Annotated in this window: 20 protein-coding genes; 15 read left to right on the top strand and 5 right to left on the bottom strand. The window is 69.4% G+C overall.

The features are described from left to right. Positions 1-340: 340 nt before the first annotated feature. From K318_RS0112415 to K318_RS21635, 9 genes are all read left to right on the top strand, one after another. Positions 341-1,618: an ATP-binding protein gene (locus tag K318_RS0112415; protein WP_029089711.1), complete on the top strand. Its 1,278-nt coding sequence runs from the start codon at positions 341-343 to the stop codon at positions 1,616-1,618. Positions 1,619-1,754: 136 nt separating this feature from the next. Next, positions 1,755-3,185 carry a DUF445 domain-containing protein gene (locus tag K318_RS21660; protein ID WP_084500165.1) on the top strand — a complete coding sequence of 477 codons (1,431 nt, stop codon included), beginning with the start codon at positions 1,755-1,757 and terminating at the stop codon, positions 3,183-3,185. Beyond that, the gene (locus K318_RS0112405; protein WP_029089710.1) at positions 3,182-5,752 is read left to right on the top strand and encodes a helix-turn-helix domain-containing protein; all 2,571 of its coding nucleotides are present in this window, start codon (positions 3,182-3,184) and stop codon (positions 5,750-5,752) included. The genes K318_RS21660 and K318_RS0112405 overlap by 4 nt, the downstream gene beginning before the upstream one ends. Further along, the gene (locus K318_RS21655) at positions 5,749-7,236 is read left to right on the top strand and encodes a hydroxymethylglutaryl-CoA reductase, degradative (RefSeq protein WP_342664212.1); all 1,488 of its coding nucleotides are present in this window, start codon (positions 5,749-5,751) and stop codon (positions 7,234-7,236) included. Before K318_RS0112405 ends, K318_RS21655 begins: the two co-directional genes overlap by 4 nt. Before the next feature lie 5 nt (positions 7,237-7,241). After that, on the top strand, positions 7,242-8,354 hold the full coding sequence (locus tag K318_RS21650) for a hydroxymethylglutaryl-CoA lyase (RefSeq protein ID WP_245579897.1): 1,113 nt from the start codon (positions 7,242-7,244) through the stop codon (positions 8,352-8,354). A 236-nt stretch (positions 8,355-8,590) separates the two neighbouring features. After that, the gene (locus K318_RS21645) at positions 8,591-9,118 is read left to right on the top strand and encodes a hypothetical protein (RefSeq protein ID WP_051297963.1); all 528 of its coding nucleotides are present in this window, start codon (positions 8,591-8,593) and stop codon (positions 9,116-9,118) included. Next, positions 9,118-10,659: a tripartite tricarboxylate transporter permease gene (locus tag K318_RS0112385; RefSeq protein WP_029089709.1), complete on the top strand. Its 1,542-nt coding sequence runs from the start codon at positions 9,118-9,120 to the stop codon at positions 10,657-10,659. Before K318_RS21645 ends, K318_RS0112385 begins: the two co-directional genes overlap by 1 nt. A gap of 376 nt (positions 10,660-11,035) precedes the next feature. Continuing rightward, positions 11,036-11,869: an ABC transporter ATP-binding protein gene (locus K318_RS21640; RefSeq protein WP_245579896.1), complete on the top strand. Its 834-nt coding sequence runs from the start codon at positions 11,036-11,038 to the stop codon at positions 11,867-11,869. Then, positions 11,866-13,224: a hypothetical protein gene (locus K318_RS21635; RefSeq protein WP_035281886.1), complete on the top strand. Its 1,359-nt coding sequence runs from the start codon at positions 11,866-11,868 to the stop codon at positions 13,222-13,224. Before K318_RS21640 ends, K318_RS21635 begins: the two co-directional genes overlap by 4 nt. A gap of 246 nt (positions 13,225-13,470) precedes the next feature. On the opposite strand, the gene K318_RS21630 is transcribed toward K318_RS21635, so the two are convergent. The 4 genes from K318_RS21630 to K318_RS21615 form a co-directional block, all read right to left on the bottom strand. Beyond that, positions 13,471-15,186 carry an ABC transporter permease gene (locus K318_RS21630; RefSeq protein ID WP_051297962.1) on the bottom strand — a complete coding sequence of 572 codons (1,716 nt, stop codon included), beginning with the start codon at positions 15,184-15,186 and terminating at the stop codon, positions 13,471-13,473. Positions 15,187-15,214: 28 nt separating this feature from the next. Beyond that, complete coding sequence (locus K318_RS21625; protein WP_084500163.1) at positions 15,215-16,249, bottom strand: ABC transporter ATP-binding protein; 1,035 nt, start codon at positions 16,247-16,249, stop codon at positions 15,215-15,217. Next, positions 16,246-17,313 carry a TetR/AcrR family transcriptional regulator gene (locus tag K318_RS23845; RefSeq protein ID WP_051297961.1) on the bottom strand — a complete coding sequence of 356 codons (1,068 nt, stop codon included), beginning with the start codon at positions 17,311-17,313 and terminating at the stop codon, positions 16,246-16,248. The genes K318_RS21625 and K318_RS23845 overlap by 4 nt, the downstream gene beginning before the upstream one ends. 484 nt (positions 17,314-17,797) lie before the next feature. Next, positions 17,798-18,412: a CGNR zinc finger domain-containing protein gene (locus K318_RS21615; RefSeq protein ID WP_035281884.1), complete on the bottom strand. Its 615-nt coding sequence runs from the start codon at positions 18,410-18,412 to the stop codon at positions 17,798-17,800. A 25-nt stretch (positions 18,413-18,437) separates the two neighbouring features. On the opposite strand from K318_RS21615, the gene K318_RS0112350 reads away from it, so the two are divergent. From K318_RS0112350 to K318_RS24775, 6 genes are all read left to right on the top strand, one after another. After that, on the top strand, positions 18,438-18,782 hold the full coding sequence (locus tag K318_RS0112350; protein WP_245579895.1) for a hypothetical protein: 345 nt from the start codon (positions 18,438-18,440) through the stop codon (positions 18,780-18,782). 52 nt (positions 18,783-18,834) lie between these two features. Beyond that, entirely contained in the window at positions 18,835-19,635 is an 801-nt protein-coding gene (locus K318_RS0112345) for a MerR family transcriptional regulator (RefSeq protein WP_029089707.1), read from the top strand. A 114-nt stretch (positions 19,636-19,749) separates the two neighbouring features. Beyond that, positions 19,750-20,019: a hypothetical protein gene (locus tag K318_RS0112340; protein ID WP_029089706.1), complete on the top strand. Its 270-nt coding sequence runs from the start codon at positions 19,750-19,752 to the stop codon at positions 20,017-20,019. A gap of 121 nt (positions 20,020-20,140) precedes the next feature. Next, positions 20,141-20,896 (top strand): hypothetical protein, encoded by a 756-nt coding sequence (locus K318_RS24780; RefSeq protein WP_156913992.1) that lies wholly within the window; start codon positions 20,141-20,143, stop codon positions 20,894-20,896. A 22-nt stretch (positions 20,897-20,918) separates the two neighbouring features. After that, a complete protein-coding gene (locus K318_RS24390; protein WP_169721468.1) occupies positions 20,919-22,148 on the top strand; it encodes an ATP-binding protein in 1,230 nt (409 codons plus the stop codon). Continuing rightward, on the top strand, positions 22,148-23,452 hold the full coding sequence (locus K318_RS24775) for a DUF6414 family protein (protein WP_156913990.1): 1,305 nt from the start codon (positions 22,148-22,150) through the stop codon (positions 23,450-23,452). The genes K318_RS24390 and K318_RS24775 overlap by 1 nt, the downstream gene beginning before the upstream one ends. 744 nt (positions 23,453-24,196) lie before the next feature. Here K318_RS24775 and K318_RS0112325 read toward each other — a convergent pair. Next, positions 24,197-24,507: integrase core domain-containing protein (locus K318_RS0112325; protein WP_029089704.1), on the bottom strand; the 311-nt coding region annotated here is incomplete at its 5' end.

Genomic DNA, 24,507 nt, shown 5'->3' with positions numbered 1-24,507 from the left:
GGCCTCCCGGAGCGTCATGCTCCGGGAGGCCCCTTCTGTGTGCCAGCGTCATCGCGCCGGCACCGCGTCCGTTGCGGCACTGCCTCCGCTGTCGTCTGCCGTGCGAACGCGATTCGCTCCGAAATGCGTTCACACGGCAGACCACAACGGAGGGGGTCGCATGCTCCGCCCGGATCGGACGCAGGCCGGACCCGGACGCGGGTGATGCACTCGACCTTCATGCCCAAGCAGTCGATACGCTGAGTACCGTCGGTTTGTTAGATAGGATCTCGTCCGTTGGTTAGGTAGGACCCCGTCCATTGGTTAAACAGGATCCTGTCCGCCTGTTATCTTGGGAAGCATGGAGTACTCTCGGCGGATCATCGACGATGCCTTGGACGCGCTGTTCCCGCATCTCGCAGCGATCGCGCTCGAAGGTGCCAAAGGCGTGGGAAAGACCGCGACGGGAACACAGCGGGCCGCCACAGTGCTGAACTTCGCGGACACAGCCCAGAGACAGAGCGTGGAGGCGAATTACGATCTGGTCACTGAGCTCCCACCACCGGTGCTCATTGACGAATGGCAGCTGGAGCCCTCCGTCTGGGATCGCGTGCGAGCGGCGGTGGACGAGGGCTGCGGCGGCAGCAGCTTCCTCTTGGCCGGCAGCGCGGGTGTGTCGCCCGGAGTGCGCATACATTCCGGGGCCGGGAGGATCGTGAGCTTGCGCATGCGCCCGCTCAGCCTTGCCGAACGCGGTGTCTGTTCGCCGAGTGTGTCCCTGCAGGCACTTCTGACGGGCGAGTCCGGAACCCTCACCGGCGCCAGCGCTCTGAAGGTGCCCGATTACGTCGACGAGATTCTCAGATCGGGGTTCCCGGGCATACGCGGGCTTCCCGAACAGGCGCGCGAAGTTCAGCTTGAGAGCTATGTCGCGCGGATCGTCCAGCGCGAGCTGCCTGAGAACGGCGTCGAGGTGCGACGCCCCGATACCCTGCGCCGGTGGCTGGCAGCATACGGAGCAGCCGTGTCCACGACCTCCTCGTATACGACGATCCTCGATGCAGCCACCGCGGGCGAAGCCGATAAGCCCGCGCGGCAGACGGTCTCCCTCTACCGCGATCATCTTGCCCGGCTCTTCATCCTCGATCCGGTGGAGGCCTGGATTCCAACGTTCTCCCCGCTGACTCGTCTCACCCAGACTCCTAAGCACCACCTCGTGGATCCAGCACTCGCGGCAGCACTCGCGGGCGCGACGCGGCAGAGCCTGCTGATGGGCAGAGGGGAGAGGATCTCGCCCAGAGCAGACACCGGGACATGGCTGGGTGCCCTCTTCGAGTCGCTCGTCACGCAGTCTGTGCGGGTCTATGCAGAAGCTGTGCGCGCACGCGTGGGCCACTTGAGGACCAAGAGCAATGAGCGGGAGGTGGACCTCATCATCGAGGGGCGGGACGGTCGCGTCGTTGCGATCGAGGTGAAGCTCGCCGCCACCGTCGACGACAGGGATGTGCGGCACCTCAACTGGCTGCGGGAGGTGCTGGGCGACCGAGTCGCAGATCGGGTGGTCATCACGACCGGCCCCTACGCCTACCGCCGGAAAGACGGTGTGGCGGTCGTTCCGCTGGGGCTGCTGGGACCGTGACGAGGACGTGAAGCGACTTAGCGTCGTTCGCGTCCTGGATTCTGCCGCCGTGGGGCCGATGAGGCGGCAGAATTCAGGACGTGAGTGATGCGCCTCGGCGTTCATGTCCCGGCCGAGCACGCGGTAGCTTTGGAGGGTGACGAACACACCCGACGATCCGCATGCTCAGGGCCCTGACACCGGGGTCCCTGACACAGGCGCCCCGGCCGCGGGCAGCCCGCCCTCGGGGAGCTCAGCCGCCGCGGACCCTGCCGCCGCGAATCCTGCCGCCGCGGACACCGTTCCGGCAGGCCCGGCCCCCGGGAGCCCTGCCCTCGCCGGCACCGAGGCGGACGACCTCGCCCGCGCCCGCGCCCTGCGGAAGATGCGCACGCTGGCCACCGGCCTCCTCGGACTCGCCGCACTCGTCTTCCTCCTCGTGCACCTGCTCACGGACCTCACGGGCGTCTGGGGCTTCGTCGCCCGCGCCTCGGAGGCCGCGATGATCGGCGCGATCGCGGACTGGTTCGCCGTGACCGCTCTGTTCCGCCACCCGCTGGGCCTGCCCATCCCGCACACCGCGATCATCCCGCGCAAGAAGGACACCCTCGGGGCGAGCCTCTCCCAGTTCGTGGCGGCGAACTTCCTGCAGTCGTCCACCGTCTCGAACAAGATCCTCCGCGCGCAGGTGACGCGGCGCGCGGGGGAGTGGCTGTCCGAGGAGGAGAACCAGACCCGGGTCGTCCGCCGGGCGGGGCAGGGCCTCGAGTACGTGCTCGCGCGCGTGGGCGATGACGACATCAGGGCGCTGACCCGCGATGTCCTCGTCCCCAAGCTCGTCTCCACGCGCAAGGCGCCGGCGCTCGGCATGCTGCTCCGCGAGGTCGTGGACGACGGCTCCCACCACCGCCTCGTCGATCTCATCGTGGGGGAGGCGCACTCCTGGCTCGAGTCCAACCCCCAGGTCATCGACGAGATCGTCCAGCAGCGGTCGCCCGACTGGGCCCCCCGCTTCCTCAGCGATGTGGTCGCGGGCAGGCTCCGGCGCGAGGTGCTCACCTGGATCGCGGAGGTCCGCGACGACCGCTACCACCGCGCCCGCCAGGCGCTGGACTCCTGGCTCGTCCAGATCGCGAACGACCTCCGTGAGCCCACCTCGCTGTCGCAGCGCGCGGAGAACGTCATCGACGAGCTCCTCACCCAGCCGGGGGTCGTCGACGCCGTGCTGGAGGTCTGGGGCTCGTTCAAGCGCCTGCTCCGCGTGGCCGTCGTGGATGAGACGGGCGAGGTGCAGACCCGCGTGCGCGGACTGCTCGCCGAGGCGGCCCACCGGATGAGGACGGACGAGGAGTTCGCGGCGCAGATGGATGCGCGCATCGCGACGACCGCCGGTGACCTCGTCGAGTCCTTCGGCGGCGAGATCGCCTCCGTCATCTCCGACACCATCGCCGGCTGGGACGCGAAGGAGGCCTCCGACCGCATCGAGCTCTACGTGGGCCGCGATCTCCAGTACATCCGCATCAACGGGACCGTGATCGGCGCGCTCGTCGGGACCGTCATCCACGCCTTCACCCTGCTCCTGCCGTGAGCGGGCCCGAGGCGCGGGACCGGGGAACCGGACTCGAGGCGGCAGGGCTCGAGGCTGCCCGGCAGGACCGGGCCCGGGCAGAGTCGCCGGCGACCGCTGAGCAGGGTTCGCGTGCGCTGGCAGCCGCCCAGGCACCGCAGGCATCGGAGACACTGCAGGCGCCGGAGGCACCGGAATCCGCGGCGGCGCTGCACCTGCTCACGGCAGCGGTGCGGCCGGACCGTCCCGACCGCGCCCGGTTCCGGGAGGCCGCGCTGCTGCTCGGCGTCCCCGAGCACGACCTGGGTCGTCTCACGGAGCAGCTCGCCCACACGCGCGAGGAGGTCGCGGGTCTCAGGGACCGCAGCAGAGAGCTGCGTGCGGTGGCAGACAGCGCACGGGTGCTCGCCGATGCCACCTCCGTCGACGAGACGCTCGCCTATCTCGTGGACGCCGCGCACGGGATCGTCGAGGCGGACATCGCCTACCTGTCCGAGTACTTCCCGGGCACGAGGGAACTCAGGGTCCGGGCGAGCCGCGGGGTCACGCAGCCGGACTTCGCACGGCTCCCGGTGCCGACGGGCATCGGCCTCGCCTCCCGGATCGCGCGGAGCAAGCGGCCGCAGGCGGTGGTCGACTACTTCACGGAGCCCGGTCTCGTGCGGTCGGCGGAGATGGACGATGTGGTGGGCCGGGAGGGCGTGGTCTCCCTCCTCGGCGTGCCGCTGCTGGGCGGACCGGCCTCCCGGGAGCCGCACCTCCCGCAGCACACGGCGGCGGTCCCTGACGGGTCCGGCGTCCTCGGAGTGCTCTTCGTGGGCACGCGCCGACGCCATGAGTACTCGCCCGAGGAGATCGCCGTCCTCTCTGCACTGGCCGATCACGCCGCCATCGCCCTGCTCAGATCCGTGCGCCTGAGCGATCTGCGGCGCCACGGCGACGCGGCCGCGGCTGAGGCCTCCGCCTGGGAGCACCACTTCCGGGAGCAGCGGCGCATGCTCGACGCCGTGGACGGGCTCTTCGAGGCCGTCCTGGGAGGGGCCGAGGTCCATGAGGTGCTCGGTGCGCTGGCGGAGAGCACGGACCGCAGGCTCGTCCTGCACGATGAATCGGGGAGGGTGCTCGCGGACAGCTGCGCGTCCGGACCCGCGTCGGCCCAGTCCGCTGCGGCGGCGCTCCCGCCGGCTGCCGCGGCGAAGCGTTCGGCGGGAGTCCGCGCGGAGCACACCGGTGCGGCCGGCGCGGAGCTTCCCGCCGAGGCGGGCACGGAGCGCTCTGCTGCGGCCGGTACGGGGGACGGACCTCCTGGGCTGGTCCTCACCCCGGACTCGGCGGACACCGAGGCTGTTGTGACTGTCGAGGTCCGACGACTCGGACGTCTGCGGCTGCGGGTGCTGCGTGCGGGCGGCTCGGGTGGCGCGCGCGGCACGGACAGCGCGGGTGACTCGGACGGGGTGGGCGGCACGGACGCCGCAGGAGGCGCGCCTGGTCCGGACGCCGCAGGTGGCGCAGACAGCCCGGACAGCCCGGCCGGAGATGGTCTGAGCGCGGACGGGCTCGATGCGGAGACCCTCGTGCACGGTGCGCAGATCTGCGGGTTCGCCTGGCTGCTGGAATCGGCCGGCCGGCTGGAGGAGGACCGGCGGCGAGACCGCCTCCTGTCCCAGCTGCTGAGCGGGACGCACGAGGCCGCGGCGGAGGCCGAGGCCGGACTCGCCCGGGCCGGCATGCCCGCGGGCCAGGTCACGGACGTCTTCCTCCTGCGCGGAGACGCCGGCGATCTGCGTCGGATCGGCACCGCTTTCGCAGCCGCCGGATTCGCAGGAGGCGCGGCACCGGGGACGGGACGCCGTCCGTCCCGGAGCACGGGCACGGCTCCTGCCTCAGGCGGCACTGTTTCCGGTGCGAATCGGCAGGAACGTGGCACCGGTGGCTTCTTCCAGGGCATGTACGGCGGCGAGCTCTGCATCCTCACCTCCGCGGAGACCGCGGGCCGGGCGGTGGTGGTGCTCGCGCGCCAGCTCACCGCCACTCCCGGGGTGAGCGCCGTGCACACGCGGACGGCCGAACACCGCACTCCCCATTCCGGGCGCAGCGGCCTCGTCCGCGCCCATCGCCGGTGCACCGAGCTTCTGGGGGTCGTGGACGCCCTGGACTGGACGGGGGAGCTCGTGGAGCTGAGCGAGCTGCAGCCCTATGCCCGGCTCTTCGGAGCCGACCGCGCATCCCTGGAGGCGTTCGCCGATGCGGTGCTGGGGCCGGTCCTCGATGCCGATGCGCAGGCTGAGCGCGGGAGCGGCGGGCATCGCGCTGCGGGCGTCCGAGGAGGCGGGCCGGCACCCGGCGGCCTCCTGGCCCTGCTCGAGGCCTATTTCCGCAGTGGAAGGAACCTGCGCGCCACCGCCGAGGCCACGCGCTTCCACGTCAACACCGTGGCGCAGCGGCTCCAGCGGGTCGACGGCCTGCTGGGCCCGGAGTGGCGGAACGCGGACAGGCTCTTCCTCGTGGAAGCCGCGGTGCGCCTGGCGGCGATGGACCGCCGCCTGCACAGGGGCCGCGGGCGAGCCGCGCTGTCTGCTGACAGGTGAGGTCCACATCGGAGGAGCCATTCCATGTGGGATGCACACATGGTGGACGCGCATGCGGGGTTCTACTCTGGCGGGGATGCGAGGCTTCGCTCACAGCTGAGCCCGTGCGGGGCCGACGCCGCACGGACCGCCTCCGCAGAACCCCAGACCTACCCACGAAGAGGTGCAGCATGACCACGTCCCGCTGGTCCGGAACCAAGGACCTGACCCCCGCCCAGCGCCGTGAGGGGCTGCTCGAGCGGACCGGCCTGGAGGTGGAGGACCTCGCCGCGCTGGAGCCCGCCCGGGGACTCAGCGTGGACGCGGCCGACCTCCTCGTGGAGAACGTCATCGGCGTGCTGGGCGTGCCGGTGGGGATGGCGACGAACTTCACCGTCGACGGCGAGGACGTCTTCGTCCCCATGGCCACCGAGGAGCCCTCGGTGGTCGCCGCCGCGAGCAATGCGGCCCGCTGGGCGCGCGAGTCCGGAGGCTTCCGCACCTCCTCCACGGGCCCGGTGATGATGGCCCAGGTGCAGGTGGTGGATGTGGCCGACCCCCAGGCGGCCCGGTCCCGTCTGCTGGAGCGCCGGGAGGAGCTCATCGCAGCGGCGAACGAGGTGGATCCTGTGCTCGTGGGCCTCGGCGGCGGCTGCCTCGACCTCGTCCCCCGCATCGTCGACACCGCGCACGGCGTCCACGTGGTCGTCCACCTCGTGGTGGACGTGCGCGATGCGATGGGGGCCAACGCCGTGAACTCGATGGCCGAGCGCACCTCGGACCTCATCGCGGGGATCGCCGGCGGGACCGCACGGCTGCGCATCCTCACGAACCTCGCGGACCGGCGGCTCGTCCGCGCGCGGGCTGTCTTCGCCCCGGACTCGCTGGGCGGGCCCGAGGTCGTCGCGCACATGCTCGAGGGAGCCGCCTTCGCGGACGCGGACCCCTACCGCGCGGCCACCCACAACAAGGGGATCATGAACGGCATCACCGCCGTGGTCCTCGCCACCGGCAACGACACCCGCGCCGTGGAGGCCGGCTGCCACGCCTACGCCTCCGCGCGGGGCTCCTACACCTCGCTCAGCCGCTACGAGCGGGACGCGGACGGCAATCTGCAGGTGACTCTCGAGGTGCCCATGCCCGTGGGCCTCGTGGGCGGGGCCACCCGCTCCCACCCCGTCGCGCAGGCGAACGTCAAGGTCATCGGCCCGGAGTCGGCCGATCGCCTCGCCCGCGTCATCGCCGCCGTGGGGCTCGCCCAGAACGTCGCCGCGGTCCGGGCGCTCGCGACCGAGGGCATCCAGCGCGGACACATGAGCCTCCACGCGCGCACCGTCGCGGTCGCGGCGGGCGCACGTGCGGAGGAGGTCTCACAGGTGGCGGCCGCGCTCGTGACCTCGGGGGTCGTCCGCAGCGACCGGGCAGAGGAGATCCTCGCCGAGCTCCGGAGCTCCGGCTCCGCACCGGGGGCGGCTCCCACCCCGCTCAGCGGCACGGGGAGCTGAGCGCCGTGGCTGAGATCCTCGCCCTCACCGGTCCCCTCGACGCGCGCACAGCGCCCGGCGTCCCTGCACATCGCGACGGTGCCGGGGCCCGGGCGAGCCTCGCCGCCGAGGCGGGTGCGGCTCATGCCGGCTCCTCCCCTCTCCCCGCAGCCGAGGCCGGCGCCGCGGGGCGCTCGGGGCACCGTGTCACGGTCCACGAGGTGGGCCCGCGTGACGGCCTGCAGGCCGAGCCCGGCGTGCTGAGCACCGCGCTGAAGGTCGAGTTCTGCACGGCGCTGCTGGCCGCCGGCGTCACCTCGCTGGAGGTCGCCTCCTTCGTGCACCCGCGCCTCGTGCCGCAGATGGCCGATGCGGCCGAAGTGGCCGGTGCCCTCGCGGCCTCGTACGGCACCTCCAGCGCCTCGGCCGGCGGCTTCCGGGACGGGACGCGCCTGCTGAGCCTCGTCCCCAATCTCAGGGGGCTGGATCGGGCGCTGGAGGCGGGCGCGCGGTCCGTCGGGGTCTTCGCGAGCGCCACCGAGTCCTTCGCGCAGGCGAACATGGGCACGACGATGCAGGGCAGCGTCGACCTCGCCCGCGAGACCGCCCGGGCCGCGGCCGAGCAGGGCATGGGCGTGCGCGGATACCTGTCGATGTGCTTCGGCGATCCCTGGGAGGGCGCCGTCGCACGGGAGCAGGTGGTGCGCGCCTGCGAGCAGCTGCTGGAGGCGGGGTGCGCGCAGGTGGTCGTCTCGGACACCATCGGGGTTGCCCACGCCGGGCAGATCGAGGATGTGCTGGACGCGCTGGCGGAGTCCGGGGTGGCACCGGACCGAGTGGCCCTGCACCTCCACGACACGTACGGCCAGGCGCTGGCGAACGTCCGCACGGCCCTGGAGCTGGGCATCAGGGAGTTCGACGCCTCCGCGAGCGGCCTGGGACGCTGCCCCTTCGCACCGGGCGCCACGGGGAACCTCGCCACCGAGGACCTCCTGTGGATGCTCCACGGCCTGGGCTGGGAGACCGGGATCGACCTGCCCGCTCTGGCGGCGGCCTCGGACGCGGTCGACCGCGCGCTGGGCCGTCCGAGCGCCTCCTCCGTCAAGCGCGCGCTGAGGAACGGCGCCGCCGCCGACTGAGGCGGGGGCGCCCGCGGAGGCCCAGAGCGGTCCCGCGCGGAAGGCTTCCTCCGAACTGCGGTGAGATCCGCGTCATAGGGTTGTCCGATTCGGCTCGGAGGCCCGGATACTTGGGGGAGTCCGCCGTGCGCGGACGCCCTGGGACATGCAGCGGCCGGCCTCGCGGAGGTCCGGCACCACACGGAGGTCCGCCGCCTGCGGACGTCCGTCACTCACGACAGAAAGGCGGGGGCACAGTGTCGCGTGCACCTGAGAAGACAGCAGATGCGGGGGAGGGCCACGGCACCGCCGGCCAGTACCTCAGCGTCTGGGGGGACACCGTCAGGGGGCGGCGCCTCCTGATCGGCGTGATCACCGGCGTGGTCTGCGGACTGGCGGGCCTCTACGGCGGGCAGGCGCTGTTCGCCGCCCTCGGGCTCACCCCGGACATGGCGGAGGTCTGGTCCCTCATCACCGGGATCGCAGGCTGTGTGGTCGCCGGCGTCATCACGGCGCGGATCACCTCGCCCGCTCGCGTCGTCAGCGATGACGCACACGACTCGGCGATGCTCGCCGCCACCATCCGGGAGCTCGGAGCCGAGGGGCGGGGCCTCGGAAGGCTGGAGGACGCCTCGGCGCTGTCCCGCTCCGAGATCGAGGCCGCCGGGCTCACGGGCGAGTTCCGCGAGGCGGAGGCCGCCGCCGAGGCCGCTGTCGCCTCGGGCGCGGATGCTCCCTTCGCGGAGGGCGCGGCCCCAACCGCGGGCGAGGAGGGCGCGCGCTGATGGAAGCACTGCTCATGGACCTGCCCATCGCCGTGCTGATGGGCGTCATCGGGGCGATCGTGTTCACGCTCATCGGCGTGGTCTCCGGGACGGACGAGACGGCGACGATCGCGCCGCTCACCCTCGTCGTCATCCTCATCGGGGTGCCGCCGGCCGGCGTCTTCACGTTCTTCCTCGCTGCGGCGATCTCCAAGCACATGACGCACGCGATCCCGACGATGCTCCTGGGGATCCCCGGCGACACCCTCGCGGTGCCCATCCTCGAGGACGCGGCGCGGATGCGGGCCCTGGGCCTGCCCCACCTCGCGCTGCGCAAGGCGGTGTCCGGCGCGGTGATCTCCGCGTTCATCGCGGTTCCGGCTGCTGTGCTGTTCGCCTGGATCCTCTCGCCCTTCGGCGATCTCATCACCTCCTTCGCCCCGTGGATCTTCCTCGTCGCGGCCGCCGGCATCGCCTACTCCTCCCGTGCCAAGCTGGGCGGCGTCGTGGCTCTCGTGCCGTTCGTCGCGTTCATCCTGGGCCTGCAGGCCTGGACGGGATCCTTCGACGTCTCGCTCTCGATCAGCTACTTCCTGGGCATCGCGATCGGCCCCATGATCGTGGACCTCGTCATGGTCCTCGTGCCGCAGAACCGCGCCGCGATGCGCAGGTCCGAGCCCTCACGGGTCTTCCTCGCCCCCGATGTCCGGCCCGCCGCGGGCGGGGGCGGGGCTGCCGTGCCCGAGGCGGATGCAGGGGCGGGCGCCGGATCCGGCGCTGCGGCCCCGTCGGCCAGTGCCGGGGCTGATGCTTCCGGTTCGGCCCCGGCCTCGGGCAACACGGCTCCGGCCTCGGACTCCGGTGCGAAGCCCGTGGGCCGCACGTTCCCCAACCCCCTGCGCGTGCTCGACCGGACGCAGATCACGGCGACGGCGGCCACCTCGGTGGTCTCGAGCGCCACCTTCGTCTTCTCGCCCGTGGCCGTCACGGTGCTCATGGGCGAGATCGTGGGCGCGCGCATCAAGCAGGGCTACCAGCGCCTCACGAGCGTCATCACGGCGAAGAACGGCACGACGGAGTCGACGTACATCGCCGAGACCCTCATCCCGCTCATCGCCTTCGGCCTGCCGCTGAGCCCCGTGGCAGCCGGTCCCGCCGCACCCCTGTTCAACGCGCCGCCGGTCTTCGAGACCGATCCGGAGGCGGGCATCATCAACAACGTGTCCACCTTCATGAGCACGCCGCAGTTCCTCGTCTACGGCCTGCTCGCGGCGGTCTGCGCCACGCTCATCGCCTACCCCTTCGCGATGCGCTACGCCCATGCGGCCGCGAAGTTCGTGGTCACGCGGGTGAGCCACGAGGCGATCATCGCGGCCTTCGTGGGACTCGTGGTGGTCGTGAGCCTGTGGGAGGGCGGGCTCATGGGCCTGGTGGTCGTCACGGCGGTGGGCCTCGTGGGCGGCATGCTCATCCGCGTCGTCAAGGTGCACGCGGGCGTGCTGTTCATGGGCTACTACGTGGCCGTGCTCTCCGTGCCGGGCATCCTCGCGGCCCTGGGCTGAGGCTTGCTCGCTGCCCGCGGCGGCTGGTGCACAGCCGGCGTGCGGAACCGATGGTGCGTGTGCCGTGGAGCGTCGGAACAGCACCTAATCTCCGCGTTCGCAGGCTGCCTCCGGGTCTCAGCACTGAATCGTCGGACCAGCACGCTGCAGCGTGTGGAACCGACGGTGCGCGTGCCGTCTCGCCGCGATGGGAGTGTCCCTCGGCGTGCAAGAGGCCCTGCATGAAGTCGTGCATGAGGCCCTGCATGAGGCCCCGGGCGTCATTCTCCGGTATGACGCCCGGGGCCTCCGCCGTCCACGCTGTGCCGACGGACACCGCAGAGACCATTCCCCAGGCCGATGCCCGCACACCCCGGTCCGCGGTTGAGTGGAGGGCATGAACACGCATCCCCGCTCCGCACCCGGCACAGCGCCGCACATGTCCCCCGCCGCCGTCCCCACTCAGGTCTACGGGGCCGCCGGCGCCACCGCGAGCGCAGACGCGGTCGCTCCCGCACTCGCCGCGACGGGCCTCGTGAAGTCCTACGGAGCCACGCACGCGCTCGCCGGCGTCGACCTCATCGTCCCGCAGGGCGATTCCGTCGCGATCATGGGCCCCTCGGGCTCCGGCAAGTCCACGCTCCTCCACGTGCTCGCGGGCATGATCCTCCCGGATTCGGGGACGGTCACGCTGGGGGTCGGTGCCTCTGCCGGCGCCGAGGTGACCTCGCTCTCCGCGGGCGAACGCACCCGTCTGCGCCGCGAGTCCTTCGGCTTCGTCTTCCAGCAGGGCCTGCTCCTGCCCGAGCTCACGGCGGAGGAGAACGTGGCCGTCGCCGCGATGCTCAAGGGAGCCTCGCGCGCGCAGGCCACCGCCCGCGCCCGGGAGTGGCTGTCCAGCCTGGGGCTCGCCGAGCACGCGGGCAAGCGGATCGGCCAGCTCTCCGGCGGTCAGGCGCAGCGCGTGGCGATCGCGCGGGCGCAGATCACCGAGCCCGCCGTCATCTTCGCGGACGAACCCACCGGCGCCCTCGATTCCCGCACCTCCGCCGAGGTGCTGCACATCCTCCTCGACACCACCGTGGGCCGCGGCCGCACCCTCATCATGGTCACCCACGACGAGAAGGTCGCCGCGACCTGCCGCCGCACCGTGCGGCTGGCCGACGGCCGGATCGTCGCAGACTCGGCGACGGTGCCCGCCGGCCCCGCGCACACCGGGGGTGCGCGATGAGCACCGCCTCCCGCCTCCTGCCCGTGCTCCTCAGGCCCAAGACGCTGTTCTCCGCGCAGGGCATGCTCATGATCGCGGCCTTCGCTGCGTGCTCCGCCCTGTTCCTCACGGTCGCCGGAGGCCTCTGGGCGTTCATGCACTGGGACGTCTCCGCCGACGAGTCCGGCGTCCTCGGCTTCTACAAGATCCTCGCGGGCATCGCGACCGCGCTCCTCGTGGTCCCCGCCGTGACCCTGGGCCAGGCGACGGCCAACCTCGCCGCCCGCAGCGACACGGAACGGCTCTCGAGCCTCTCCCTGCTGGGCGCCTCGAGCCCGACCATCACCCTCCTCGCGATCGCGCAGCCGGTGGCGGGCGCGCTCATCGGCACGGCCGCGGGCGTGGCCGGCCACTTCCTGCTCCTGGTCCCCGTGAGCGCGATCCCGTTCCAGGGCTCCGGCCTCGGCTACGCGAACATGGTCATGCCCTGGTGGATCATCGCGCTCGCCGGGCTGGGCCTCGTGGTCGTGAGCGAGGCCTCGGCGCTCGTGGGCCTGCGGAAGCTCGTCATCTCCCCGCTGGGCGTGCGCACGCGGGCCCTGGAGCGGAGGTTCCCCTGGGGGCGGATCATCACGGGCGCTGCGGCACTGCTGGTGGTGGGCGTGCTCCTCTCGCTCACCAAGGGCGGGCAGACGATGGCGATGATCGTCGTCTCGCTGCTCGCGATGCTCATCATGGGCCTCGTCGTCATCGACATCCTGGGCGTGCTGCTGGTGCGGCTCATCGCACACATCGGCAGCAGGCGCGCGGGGACGGCGGCCGGGCTCATCGCCGCCCGTTCCGTCCAGGACGACCCCAAGCAGTACTGGCGCCGGGTGTCCGGGCTCGCGATGACGGCGTTCATCGCGGTGTTCGCGGGCACCGGCGTGGCGATCGTCAACGCGGTGCCCGACGATCCCCATATGCCGGTCGCCCAGCTCCACCTGCCCGGCGACATGCGCACCGGCGTCCTGCTCACCCTCGGCATCGCGATCCTCTTCGTCGCGATCTCGGCCGCGCTCAACCAGACCGCGGACGTCTACGACAGGGCGCCGACCTTCCGCGAGCTCCACGCGGCCGGGATGGACGAGGGCACGGTGGCGGCGATGACCGTGCGGGCGACCATGATGCCCGTCATCTGGGTCTCCCTCCTGGCCGCCGGACTGGGCCTCGTGCTCGTGCTGCCTCTGGCGGGCATGGCGATGGTGATGTCGCCGCTCACCTTCCTCACGCTGCTCGCCTCCGTGGCGGTGGGCGTGCTCGTGGTGCGGGCGGGCCTCCAGCTCAGCCGCCCCGCCATCCGCAGGGTGACGCTCGCGGAGGTGGCGGGCGTCTGAGCGGGGCCGCGCGCCTCTCGTATCGCCCCTCACCCGCCGTTGCGAAAGCTCGGGGTGGTCGCGGAACTGCGCGACCAACCCGAGCTATCCTGACACGCCCTTCCCGCGTGTCGGGATCCCTCAGACCGGCCGCGCAGTTGCGGCGCTGTCCTGAGCTTTCGTGACGGCGGTCGGCACGTGACGGCGATCGGCGCGTGATGTGCAGGCAGGTCCGGGCAGGCCCGCCCGCACCCGCCCGCACGTCCCTCACACCCGGTTCACCTCGCGGCGGCGCCAGCCGAGCAGCCCGAGGACCACCCCGGCGACGCCGATGCCCGTCAGCCACAGCACGGGTGCCCAGTCGACATCGGCCGCCGGGAACTGCGCGAGATGGCCGAACAGGTCGAGGTCCTGAACGGCCTCGGGCAGGTCCAGCAGGGAGCCGAAGGTAGCCATGACTCCCGCGAAGCCCACGATCACCCAGCCCACGCCGCCGGCGATCCGCGGCAGCCAGCCGAACAGTGCCGTGACGATGCCCACCGTGGCGAGCACCGCGGGAGCCTGGAGGAGACCCGCGAAGAAGAGGTCCCAGAAGTGCGACCAGCCGTCCTCCTCGAGGGAGAGCCCGGCGCCCAGGCCCATCGCCGCACCCACGAGGGCGAGGATGAGCACGAGACCGGCGATGAGCACGGTGAGGTGCGCGCCCAGCCAGGCGGTCCGGCTCATGGGCGCCGAGAGTCCGAACTCCGCCCGCCCCCGGTTCTCCTCCCCGCGCAGCTGCTGGAGCGCGCTCACCCCGGCCGCGGCGGCGAACACCGCCATGAACAGTGCCATGAACGCCAGGTAGCCCAGCATGAGGTCCCCGCCCCTGAAGATCTGCTCCATCTCCGGCGGGAGGCTGCCGGCGGCATCGACCATCGACTGCGCATAGGCGCCGAACATCAGTGCCGTCAGCACCAGCGCGATGCCCCAGCCGCGCAGGCCCCCGCGCAGAGTGCGGGCGGCCATGCCGAGCGGGGTGCCGAGCGCGGGGCGGGCCTCGGCGCGACTCAGCCGGGTGGGCACGAGGCTCGCACCCACATCGCGCTGCGTGGACAGCCAGTAGCCCAGCGCGGTGAAGACCACCGCGCCGCCGGCCAGGGGCAGCAGCGGCCACCAGAGATTGTCCACATAGGGTGCGGTCTGCTGAGCCCAGCCCAGCGGTGAGGCCCAGGAGAGCGCGGTGCCTCCCACCTCGGGGGCGTCCCCGCCCATGCGGACGAGGTATGCCGCCGCCAGCAGCCCGCCGGCCATCGCCGAGGCGCCCCGCGAGGACTCGCTCAGCTGCACGGCCGTTGCTGCGGCACCCGCGAAGAAGAGCCCGGTGCAGGCGCTCGTGGCGGCGACGAGGAGTGAGCCCTCCATGTCGAAGCCGGCCGTGACCGCACCGACCCAGACGAGTGCGGCGGCCAGAAGCACTGCACCGGTGACGAGGAGCAGTGCGGCGGTGAGGGTCGCGTGGCGGCCCAGCACGTTGGCACGGACGAGTTCCGCACGGCCCGTCTGCTCCTCCGCGCGGGTGTGGCGGACCACCGTGAAGACCGTCATGAGCGCCATGAGGATGTGGACGAAGAGCGCATAGCCGGAAGCGAAGAAGCGCTCGTGGGTGGGAGCGTCCATGCCAAAGCCGGGTCCCACCATCATGCGGCCGATGGGGTCCGCATAGAGCGGGGCGAGGCTGTTCAGGGCCTCCTGGTCCTCGGCGATGAGCTGGATGGCATGCGCGAAGTAGAAGCCCATGAGGCCCACGCCCAGCACCCACACGCTCGTGCGGATGCGGTCGCGGCGGAGCATGAACCGCAGCAGGGTGCCGGTGCCGGTCAGGGGCGACTGGCGGCGGCTGCGCTCCGTGCGCGCGGGGCGTGCGGTGCGGCCGGGGCCGGCCTCGGCGGGGGTGTCCTGCGGGGGCACCGTCAGGGTGCTGCTGTGCGATGTCGCAGTCATGATGACTCCTCTCTCGGCAGTCCGGTCCTCAGTGCCTGCCCGTGCCCGAGGTGCGGGCGGGAGCCGCTGTGGCTTCCGCAGGCGCTGCCTCGGCGGGCGCGGGGGGCTGTCCGGGGGCGGCCTCGGCGGTGGATGCGCGCTGGGGGCTGCGGGGTGCGTCCTGCGGCGGCAGGTCCTCGCCGTAGTGGCGCATGAGCAGCTGCTCGAGGGTGGGCGGGTGCGCGGTGAGCGAGCGGATGCCCAGCGGCGCGAGGCGGAGCATGACCTCCTGGACGCGGTCGCCGTCGACCTCGAACACGCTGCGGCCGTCCTCCGTGCGGAAGCTGTGGACCCCCGGCTGCTGTGCGAGCGCCTCGGCGGGGGCGGCGGTCTCGACCTCGACGGTGGTCCGGGTCATGTGGCGGAGCTCGGACAGCGAGCCGGACTCCACGATGGCGCCTGCGCGGATGATCGAGATGCGGTCGGACAGCGCCTCGACCTGGGCGAGGATGTGGCTGGAGAGCAGCACGGACTTCCCGTCTGCCCGCGCCTCGCGGATGACGTCCTGGAAGACGACCTCCATGAGCGGGTCGAGGCCGGCGGTGGGCTCGTCGAGGAGCAGGAGGTCCACGTCCGCGGCGAGTGCGGCGATGAGCGCGACCTTCTGCCGGTTGCCCTTGGAGTAGGTGCGGGCCTTCTTGCGCGGGTCGAGGTCGAAGCGCTCGACGAGCTCGTTGCGGCGGCGGGCGCTGTAGCTGCCGCGCAGGCGCAGGAACATGTCGATGACCTCGCCGCCGGTGAGGTTGGGCCAGATCTCGACGTCGCCGGGCACATAGGCGAGCCGGCGGTGGAGCTCGACCGCGTCCTTCCACGGATCGCGGCGGAACATGCGGACGGTGCCGGAGTCCGGGCGGAGCAGCCCGAGCAGGACGCGCATGGTCGTGGATTTGCCGGCGCCGTTGGGGCCGAGGAAGCCGTGGACCTCGCCGGGGGCGATGCTGAGATCGAGGTGGTCGAGCGCCCGGACGGAGCCGAAGCTCTTCACGAGGCCCTCTGCGGAGATGACGGGGTGTGTGCCGGTCATGGTTCCGTTCCTTTCTGGGGATGACGGTCGGAGGGTGAGTCCGGGGTATCGGACGTGCGGTGGGGGTGTGCTGTGGTGCCGAGGTGCGTTGTGTTGCCGGCGTGCGTCGGTCTCGGGTGAGCGCCGGGCGGGCCGGTGGCGGTGTGGCCAGGCGGACTGGTTGTGTGGCCGTGGGGCGAGCTGGCAGCCTCGCCGGGCCGGTCGGACTTCTGCCGGGCGGTCTCGTAGTGCTCCTGAGCCTCGGCATCCATGAGGTTCTGGTAGACATCCGCGTTGAGCACGGGCTGGGTGTAGATCTCCAGCACGCCTGCCATGTAGGGGGCGAGATCCTCCGGCGGGCCCTCGATGGGGTCGAGGTCCAGGTGGCGCTTCATCTGCCGATGCAGCATGAGGGGGCCGAAAGCCTGGAGCATCATGATGACTGCGCGCCGGCGTGGGTCGGCACTGGGGTGAACCAGGCCGACCTTCTCCGCTTCCGCGGTGTAGTTCAGCGAGTCCTCCACGAGCTGATCGAAGAGCAGGTCCGTCGCTTCGCCTCCGGCGGCGAAGGCACGGAAAAGGTAGAGGACGACATGGCGGCTGGTGCGCATCAGCTCCAGCACATAGCTGCGGGGCAGGCTGCCCTTGTGGACGGCCTGGGACTTCATGGCGTAGACCTCGTCCGCCACGTGGCGGTCGCAGGCCTGGCGCAGCCCCGCCTTGGAGCCGAAGTGGTGGATCACCAGGGGCGTGGAGACTCCGGCGGCGTGGGCGATCTGCTTGAGCGTGACGTGATCGAAGCCGTGCTGGCCGTAGAGGTCGATCGCCGCGTCGCGGATGCGGTCTGCGCTGGTGGGGGCCTCGGCGGATTCGGGGGCTTCTGGGTTCCTGCCGTCCGGGCGGGTGGTGCTCGGTGCCTCGACGCCGGGTGCCTGTGGGACGGGGGCGTGTGGGCTGGGTGGCTGTGTGCGGGTCGTCTGGGCGTTGGGTGCGTGTGCGCTGAGTGCCTGTGCGCCGGGCATGTGCACCCCGGGCGATGTGGCGCTGCGACGCAGCCGATCCTGATCCCGGTAGCGATAGACCATCGTGCTCACCTCCCTGCGTGTCGGAGCCGTGCGAGGTCTGTCGACCCCGGACCGGCTGAATGGCTGTTAAACCAGGTGAGAAGACGGTAGACCCGGTATCGGCGCGGCCACAAGAGGGCTGAACGGGGAGGGTGATCTGTACAGCGCGCGGGTGCGCTGCGCGGCGGTGGTGCAGTGTGCTCCCTCCGGGGTCGCGCCCGACCTCCGGGATCGGGCCCTGCCTCCGCTTCACCGCGCTGTTTCTCCGCGATGACGCGCTCCAGCGTGTCGTTGCGGAGGAAGGCGGGAGCGGTCCGGGCAAAAGGGGCGCCGTCCTGGACGGGTGAGGAGCGATCACGGCGGCCGCGAGCATCCTCCCGTTAGCAGAGCGGCGCCCTGGATGGGTGCGGAGCGATCCTGGCTGGTCCGGACGTCCTCGGGCGGAGGTGTGTGGCGCGGGATGCGGCAGGGAAGCAAGCGCCGCTGCCGCGTGACGTCGGATCGCTCAGGTGTGCGAGGTGCCCGAGGTGCGTGTGGTGTCTGCGGTGCGTGCGGCGTCCGAGGTGGGCGAGGTGCCTGAGCGAATCGACGTGCGTGCCCGGTGCCGGCGGACGGCCGCCCGGTTGGCACAGCGCACAGAGCAATACCGCTGCCGTCCGTTGCGGGTGAGGTCGACGACGACTGCCGTGCAGGGGTCGCCGGGATGCTGGCCGGCGGCGCATCTGCGGAGGCGGTGCATGCCGCGGGTGGTGAGGTGCAGGGCGGTGCCCACGCTGATGACGGCGGAGAGCACGTGGGGGAGCGAGCGGGCGTCGTCGTCGCGGTAGTGGAGGTGCCATCCCTCGTCGTGGTGGTCGGTGAGGCGGGGGTAGGCGGTGGCTGCGGCCATGTGGGCGTTGAGGAGGAGGGCGCGGGTCTGGGGGTCCGGGGCGTCCACGACGGTGAGCCAGTCGTCGATGACGCGGCGGACCGCCTGCACGTCCCCGGGCTCCTCCGGGAAGTCCACCGTCATGCCGAAGTCGCGTGTGCGCTGGACGATCCCGGCCCTGTTCCCGGGCCAGTTGTTCGTCAGGGAGCCGGCGAGGGCGACGGCATACTCGCCGTAAGGGTTGAGATGCATAAGACCATTACAGCACCGTAGGGGTATGAGGAGAAAAGGAAAGGCAGTTCGCAGGGCCACTGCCGCACAGGGTGGTCGGCCCGAAAGCGCCGCGCCCGAGGTCGCCTCGCCCACGCTGTCCCAGGCCGTGGTCGCCCTGCCCGAGCCCACCGCGGGCGATGCTGATTCCCCCGCGCCCGCCTCGGCCCGCGCACACGAGCACGGCTGGCGGGTGGAGTCGCGGCATGCCACCTCGGAGGGGTGGGTCCTCTACGTGCGCTGCGGTGAGTGCGGGGTGCGGCGGGTGGACCTTGCCAAACATCCCGGCGCGGTGCCGGCGGCGCTGAGCGTGGAGGTGGGTGCTGAGGAAATGCGGCACCGCCATGCTTGACCCTCACGCGGCGTGAGGCCGGAGAGTTCTTCTCGTGGGCGATGATGAATGGATGAGCACACACGCTGACGACGGCCTCACCGTGGGGCGGACCGCCGAGCTCGTGGGGGTGAGCGTGAGAACGCTGCACCACTGGGACGAGATCGGGCTGGTCAGCCCGGAGACGCGGACGTGGTCCGACTACAGGATCTACACCGCCGAGGATGTGGCCCGGATCCAGCGCGTGCTGCTCTACCGAGAGCTCGGCATGCCGCTGGCGAAGATCCAGCAGGTGCTCGACGACCCGGAGGTGGACGTCGCGGCGCACCTCGAGAGCCAGCATGCGCAGCTGCTCGACCGCATCGCCCGCCTGCAGGAGATGGTCTCCGCAGTGGAGCAGATGATGGAGGCAGAGAACATGGGCAAGAGGCTCACGGCAGAGCAGCAGGCGGAGATCCTGGGCTCGGACTGGGACCCCAAGTGGGAGGAAGAGGCCAAGGAGAAGTGGTCCGACACCCCCGAGTGGGCGCAGGGTGAGCGAGTCAAGGAGCAGATGTCCGCCGAGGACTGGAAGCGTGTGAAGGAGGAGGTCGACGCCTTCGAGGCGGAGTTGGGTGAGGCTCACCGTGCTGGTGTGCAGCCCGGGTCCGCGGAGGGTAACCGGCTGGCGGAGGCGCATCGCGCGTCCATCGGCAGGTGGTTCGACATCACGCATTCGAAGCACGTGCTCATCGCTCGCAGCTACGTGGACGACCCGCGCTTCGCTGAGCACTACGACAAGCAGGGCGCGGGCGTGAGCGCCTGGCTCAAGGCGCTGATCGACGAGAACGCCCGAGGCCACGGCGTGGATCCGGAGACGGCTGAGTGGGAGTGAGGGGTGAAGGCGTGGGTTGAGAGGGGGCCGGCCCCTGCGGGGATTCGTCCGCAGGGGCCGGTTCCTTCGTTTTTGGCTACGTGTTCGGGGTGCTTTCACGAACGCTGAAGGGCGATGAAGCAACGGAGGTGGTGTGCTGTTCCTCGACGAGGCTCCAGAGAGGACAAGTGCACTCCGAATGTCGGCGATACGGTCATCACCCGGCGCAACGACTGGTGCCTGCGCACCGGCAACGGCCGCGACTGGGTCCGCAACGGCGAGTCCTGGACGATCACGGGACTGCGGGAGGACGGGTCGGCCGCGATCCGCAAGGCCGAGAGACGCTTCGGTTCCTCCATCGTCCTGCCTGCCGTGTACCTGGCCGAGCACGTTGATCTCGGCTAGCCGAGGTACCCCAAACACACTCACCTGTGATCATGCACGTGTGCGCGATCTGAGTCTACTCCGCCGCTGCTCGACACCACGGCACCCCGGCCAGTGCTGCTGCTGTCGATATCCTTGAGTCATGCGCGAGGGGTCAGGGTTTACAAGCCAACAGTGGCTCAACGGGTTACTGCCCGAGGTCAACTCCGCGCGGAGCGTGCTCGCATCCGCTGATCGACTGCTGCGGCAAGACGGAGCCCTCGAACGTGACCTCGATGCTGTCCTTGCGACTTACTCGATAGGTGTCGAACGACTGATGAAGCTCGCGCTTGGCACCGCCGCCGTCTCCAAAGGTGAAGGTTGGCCGAAGAAGATGGGCTTCACACGTGACGGCTGGGGTCATGCCTTAGACGAGATGGATGAGCGGCTACGTTCCGAGCTTCGCGAGGCAATCGAGTCTGGCGACTGGGAGCGGAAACAGTTGCTGCGCAGTTGGATTTGCACCCTCGACAATGACCCTGTCTGGGCAGCGGTGGTTCGCACGCTGAGGAACTACGCAGACACGGGCCGATACCACCATCTTGACCAAGTTTCCGGCAAAGAGGTCAGCTCGCGATCATCGAGAGCAATGTGGGACGAGGCAGAGCGGGCGGCCATCAATAGCTCGCCTCCTCTCTCTGCCCATCACCAGCGAACGATAGAGGGTGCGGACTTCGCGCCATTCGAAGGAGAGTTGCGTGCTGAAGTTGCTGACTCAATCAAACGCTGGGTTTCTATCGTTTGCTTGTTCGGCTTCCACGGCGTACTCGGCGAAGACTGGCGTGTGATCGGGGCCTCTGCGCTTCCCGATGACGCGTTGCCGATCCGGGCGCTGCCGAGCTGTGAGGCTCAAGCGTGACGGTCCACACGAGAGACTTCAGATGACGACTGTGCTGCCAGGTCAGTTCGAGGAAGATGAGCCCGATATCGTCGAAGGGCAGCTATTTCGGGTCCTATCCAATGTCGATGGCTCAGTCTTACTTGAGTTGCGGAACGGCAACACGGCCCGCGCCAACGGTCCGGGCTTAGCCGATCTAGAGCCCGGAGACGTCTTCCTGCTTGCCGACGGTCGAGTCGAGCGGCTTGCTGCTGAATCATGGCCAGCTGGCGATCGCACCGGAACCGTTGTATGGGCTGGGAACACCGATATCGTCGTGAAGTCAGCTGGCTCCACCTATAACTTCCGACAGCGAGCCGACGATCCCTTCGAGAAGGGGCAAACGGTCCGACTTGGACCAGACGGCCAACCAGTCGCCGTAATTGCAGACGATCCCATCGACGACCTCAGCCTTCTCCGCGACGACGATTTCGACCCGGAGTCCCTTGTTGTCCGCAAGGAAGATAACACCACGTCCCTTGAGGATTTCGGCGGCAGCATATTGCTCGTCCGCCGTGCTCTCGATCTCGCGACCGTGGCTCTTTCGCCCGACGACCCATTGCGGAAAATAGGAGTCAATCCCATCAAGGGCATGCTTTTCAGCGGCCCCTCCGGCACAGGGAAAACGTTTCTTGCTCGGGGTCTTGCCGCTCAGCTCGATGCTTCTTTCTACAACGTCGGCGGGCCCGTGATTGTAGACAAATTTGTTGGCCAAACTGAGCGGCGACTCCGCGAGATCTTCGAGCATGCACAAGCTAACGGCCCCGCGATTCTTTTCTTTGATGAGATCGATAGCTTGTACACACAACGGGGTGAGCAGAATCACGAGGCAACCAACCGGCTTGTTGGGCAGTTCCTGTCTCTTCTCGACGGCTTTGTGGCATACGACCGAGTGCTCATTATTGCGACGACAAACCTTCCCGGAGCACTCGATGACGCGCTCTTGCGGCCTGGACGGTTGGGGCACAAGCTCGTCTTCTCCTTGCCGTCTGCGGAAGACCGAGTTCAGATCCTCTCGGCATCGAGTCGAAAGGTGCTTTTCGGAGAGAGGCCAGACCTGTCAGCGCTCGCGCAACTCACGCAAGGCTGGACAGCGGCCGACCTCGCTGCTATCTGGACCGAGGCCGGTCTCGCTGCGACTCTCGACCATAGGAAATCCATCGCCTGGGAAGACATCCTCATTGGCGTTGAGGCGGTTGACCGAGACCGCAAGACCCACCTGAAGGCAGAATGATGGCTATCTGGAATCGCAAGCGAAATGAACCCCGCGACCGCCACCGTGAGTTCATCTATCTGGACGAAGTGAGTGTCGTCAGCCTTCTTGCTGGCCTCCAAGGTGAGATTAAGGAGGCGGTCACCGATACGCTCTCACGCACGGAAGACCATAGTTTGGGGGGAACCATAGGTGCGGCGAAGGCCGGTGCCAGCGTGGAATCACGCCTTGGGGCGTCGCGGACCTCTACCAACGAAGTTGTCCGGCGTGCAGTCATTCAAAGCACGTTCCGGGATCTCTGGCGACGCGACGTCGGAGTTCTCCTGCACAACATCTCGGGGATCAAGCGTAGGTCGCGTAAGCCGATCCACTCATACCGTGATCTTGAAAACGCCCTCCCAAGATTGAAGAAGGCAAAGCTGGCCGTCCCGTTGAGTGAGATCCATCGTGGCGACATCGTGGAGATGGACGTCAAGATTGAAGCCGATCAGTTCTTCAAGATCATCACGATGGGTACTACGATCCTTGATCTCATGAACGGTCGAGAGCACCTGTTTGGCATATCGGATGCGGACGTTCGTGAGGTCGCTCCGATGATAAAGGTGCTCAGGGAACTCCTCGTTGGGCTCGTCCCTATGCGGGGGCTAGCCACAAGCCACAGCGTCATCGAGGTTGCCGGTGAGCGGGTCGTAATCGCAACAGAGCTTCTCGGCAACGAAGTACGAGGAGGTGCAAGGCCACTCGAACTGGTTGGCTTTGCTGAGTCCGACTCCTTCTGGCGCGACCTCCGCCGGACGTTGTTCTCGGGGTCCACCTTCACCGTTTACGCCCGGGCAGAAGGACCGGTGCTTTCGTCACCTTGGTCTCCGATCAAGATCGCGGACCTTCTAGAATCTCTAGCACCTGATCTTCGTGACCAGGTAGTGCTACCACTACAACAGCTTGACCTTGGCAACACCCAATCGGTCGAAACTCCCGAGACAAGGGCCACCGCTCAATTTCAACTTGATAACTTCGCGGTTGCGCTCCAAGCTGCCTCGGGGACAACCCCAGATTCCACCGCGGTCAATGAGGCTGTCGCAACCGCCATTCCGGCACTGGCTTCCGCGACGACGATTGAGGAGCGGCGTCGTGCCTTTGAGCCCGTCGCTCAGGCTGTAGCGGGCGAGGACGCCGACCGGGACCTGCTGTTGAGAATCAGATCTGACTGGATTGATCGACTCCCCGCCCCCGTCCAGAACCACTCTCCGGTTCCTCGTCAGCAACCTGACTCTGAGGTGTCACCGGTTCAGCTCGAAGTCGGGTTTGTTGCGCTGTACTGGTGACCTGCCGACCACTCGAACACACCATCTTTTCCTTCACCCGCACCATGGTCCACGACCATTAAGCGAGGACGAGGAACAGCGTGCGACTCGTAGAATCTCGGGAGCTACTCCGCGTTTTGCTACAAGCTACGGCCAGGGCCATTGTGTCGCGGATCGGCTAGGTGGGGGTCGCGGCCGAACGGATCACGGAATTGCCGTGTCCGCTCCACCTCACGTCTCTTCGATTCTTCGGCGGCGACTCGTCGCGCACCGAGACGCGCCACGGCCTGGTCGAGGGGCAGCGCACGTAGTATCTCAATCTCCTGACGTGTGGTGATGGCTCGTACTGTGGCATCGCGGGCCTCTCGGTTCGGGTTGAGGGCGCGCATCCCGTACTGGTGAGCGCGCGCGTTCTCAGGCCCATACTCGCTCGCCAAGAGTGCCAGCCGTTCTTTGCGGTGACGCTCAACCGTTGCGGCTCGTCCGGTGCGCGCGGTTTCGACAGCTTTGTCGGCGTCGCGCACTCGGGGATCGGTCTCTGTTCGCCGTTCTGCGACCTGCACAGCCCATTCGTGTAGTGCGCTGGGAGTTTGTGGCGGTTCGGCCTCCCACGCATCGCGGACGCGATGCCGTATGACCTGTGTTTGTTCGCTGGCGGCGCGATGCTCGTCGCGTGCTTTGCGTCGCCCGAACCGCCCGACAGCCGCGAGGCGCGTGTTCGCTGGGGGCTGATGCAAATTCAGGTGACAGTCTTGGTTTCCTGGTTCAGGCCGCCAGAGCTACAGCCTGGCTCTGCAGCACTTCTTCGAACACGACGGGTGTCAGTCGGCCGAGGCTCTTCTGCTTCCTCCTACGGTGATAGGTGCCTTCGATCCAGGACACGATCCGCGCCCGCAGCTGTTGCCGCGTCCGCCATGGCCCGGTATCGAGGACGTTGTTCTGCAGCAAGGAGAAGAACGACTCCATCGCCGCGTTATCCCCGGCAGCCCCGATTCTGCCCATCGATCCTTGTAGTCCGTGATACTCCAGAGCACGCAGGAACTTCTTCGACCTGAACTGCCCTCCGCGATCCGAAT

The organism is Brevibacterium album DSM 18261 (assembly GCF_000426445.1).
In the GTDB taxonomy this organism is placed as follows: domain Bacteria; phylum Actinomycetota; class Actinomycetes; order Actinomycetales; family Brevibacteriaceae; genus Brevibacterium; species Brevibacterium album.
The sequence above is the reverse complement of the archived record's forward strand: the minus strand, read 5'-3'. Positions and strand labels throughout refer to the sequence as shown.

Excerpts from the sequence above, each read along its gene's own strand:
- K318_RS0112415 (WP_029089711.1), top strand. The coding sequence starts at position 341 with ATGGAGTACTCTCGGCGGATCATCGACGATGCCTTGGACGCGCTGTTC.
- K318_RS0112385 (WP_029089709.1), top strand. The coding sequence starts at position 9,118 with ATGGAAGCACTGCTCATGGACCTGCCCATCGCCGTGCTGATGGGCGTC.
- K318_RS21640 (WP_245579896.1), top strand. The coding sequence starts at position 11,036 with ATGAACACGCATCCCCGCTCCGCACCCGGCACAGCGCCGCACATGTCC.
- K318_RS21635 (WP_035281886.1), top strand. The coding sequence starts at position 11,866 with ATGAGCACCGCCTCCCGCCTCCTGCCCGTGCTCCTCAGGCCCAAGACG.
- K318_RS21630 (WP_051297962.1), bottom strand. The coding sequence starts at position 15,186 with ATGACTGCGACATCGCACAGCAGCACCCTGACGGTGCCCCCGCAGGAC.
- K318_RS21625 (WP_084500163.1), bottom strand. The coding sequence starts at position 16,249 with ATGACCGGCACACACCCCGTCATCTCCGCAGAGGGCCTCGTGAAGAGC.
- K318_RS23845 (WP_051297961.1), bottom strand. The coding sequence starts at position 17,313 with ATGGTCTATCGCTACCGGGATCAGGATCGGCTGCGTCGCAGCGCCACA.
- K318_RS21615 (WP_035281884.1), bottom strand. The coding sequence starts at position 18,412 with ATGCATCTCAACCCTTACGGCGAGTATGCCGTCGCCCTCGCCGGCTCC.
- K318_RS0112350 (WP_245579895.1), top strand. The coding sequence starts at position 18,438 with ATGAGGAGAAAAGGAAAGGCAGTTCGCAGGGCCACTGCCGCACAGGGT.
- K318_RS0112345 (WP_029089707.1), top strand. The coding sequence starts at position 18,835 with ATGAGCACACACGCTGACGACGGCCTCACCGTGGGGCGGACCGCCGAG.
- K318_RS0112340 (WP_029089706.1), top strand. The coding sequence starts at position 19,750 with ATGAAGCAACGGAGGTGGTGTGCTGTTCCTCGACGAGGCTCCAGAGAG.
- K318_RS24780 (WP_156913992.1), top strand. The coding sequence starts at position 20,141 with ATGCGCGAGGGGTCAGGGTTTACAAGCCAACAGTGGCTCAACGGGTTA.
- K318_RS24390 (WP_169721468.1), top strand. The coding sequence starts at position 20,919 with ATGACGACTGTGCTGCCAGGTCAGTTCGAGGAAGATGAGCCCGATATC.
- K318_RS24775 (WP_156913990.1), top strand. The coding sequence starts at position 22,148 with ATGGCTATCTGGAATCGCAAGCGAAATGAACCCCGCGACCGCCACCGT.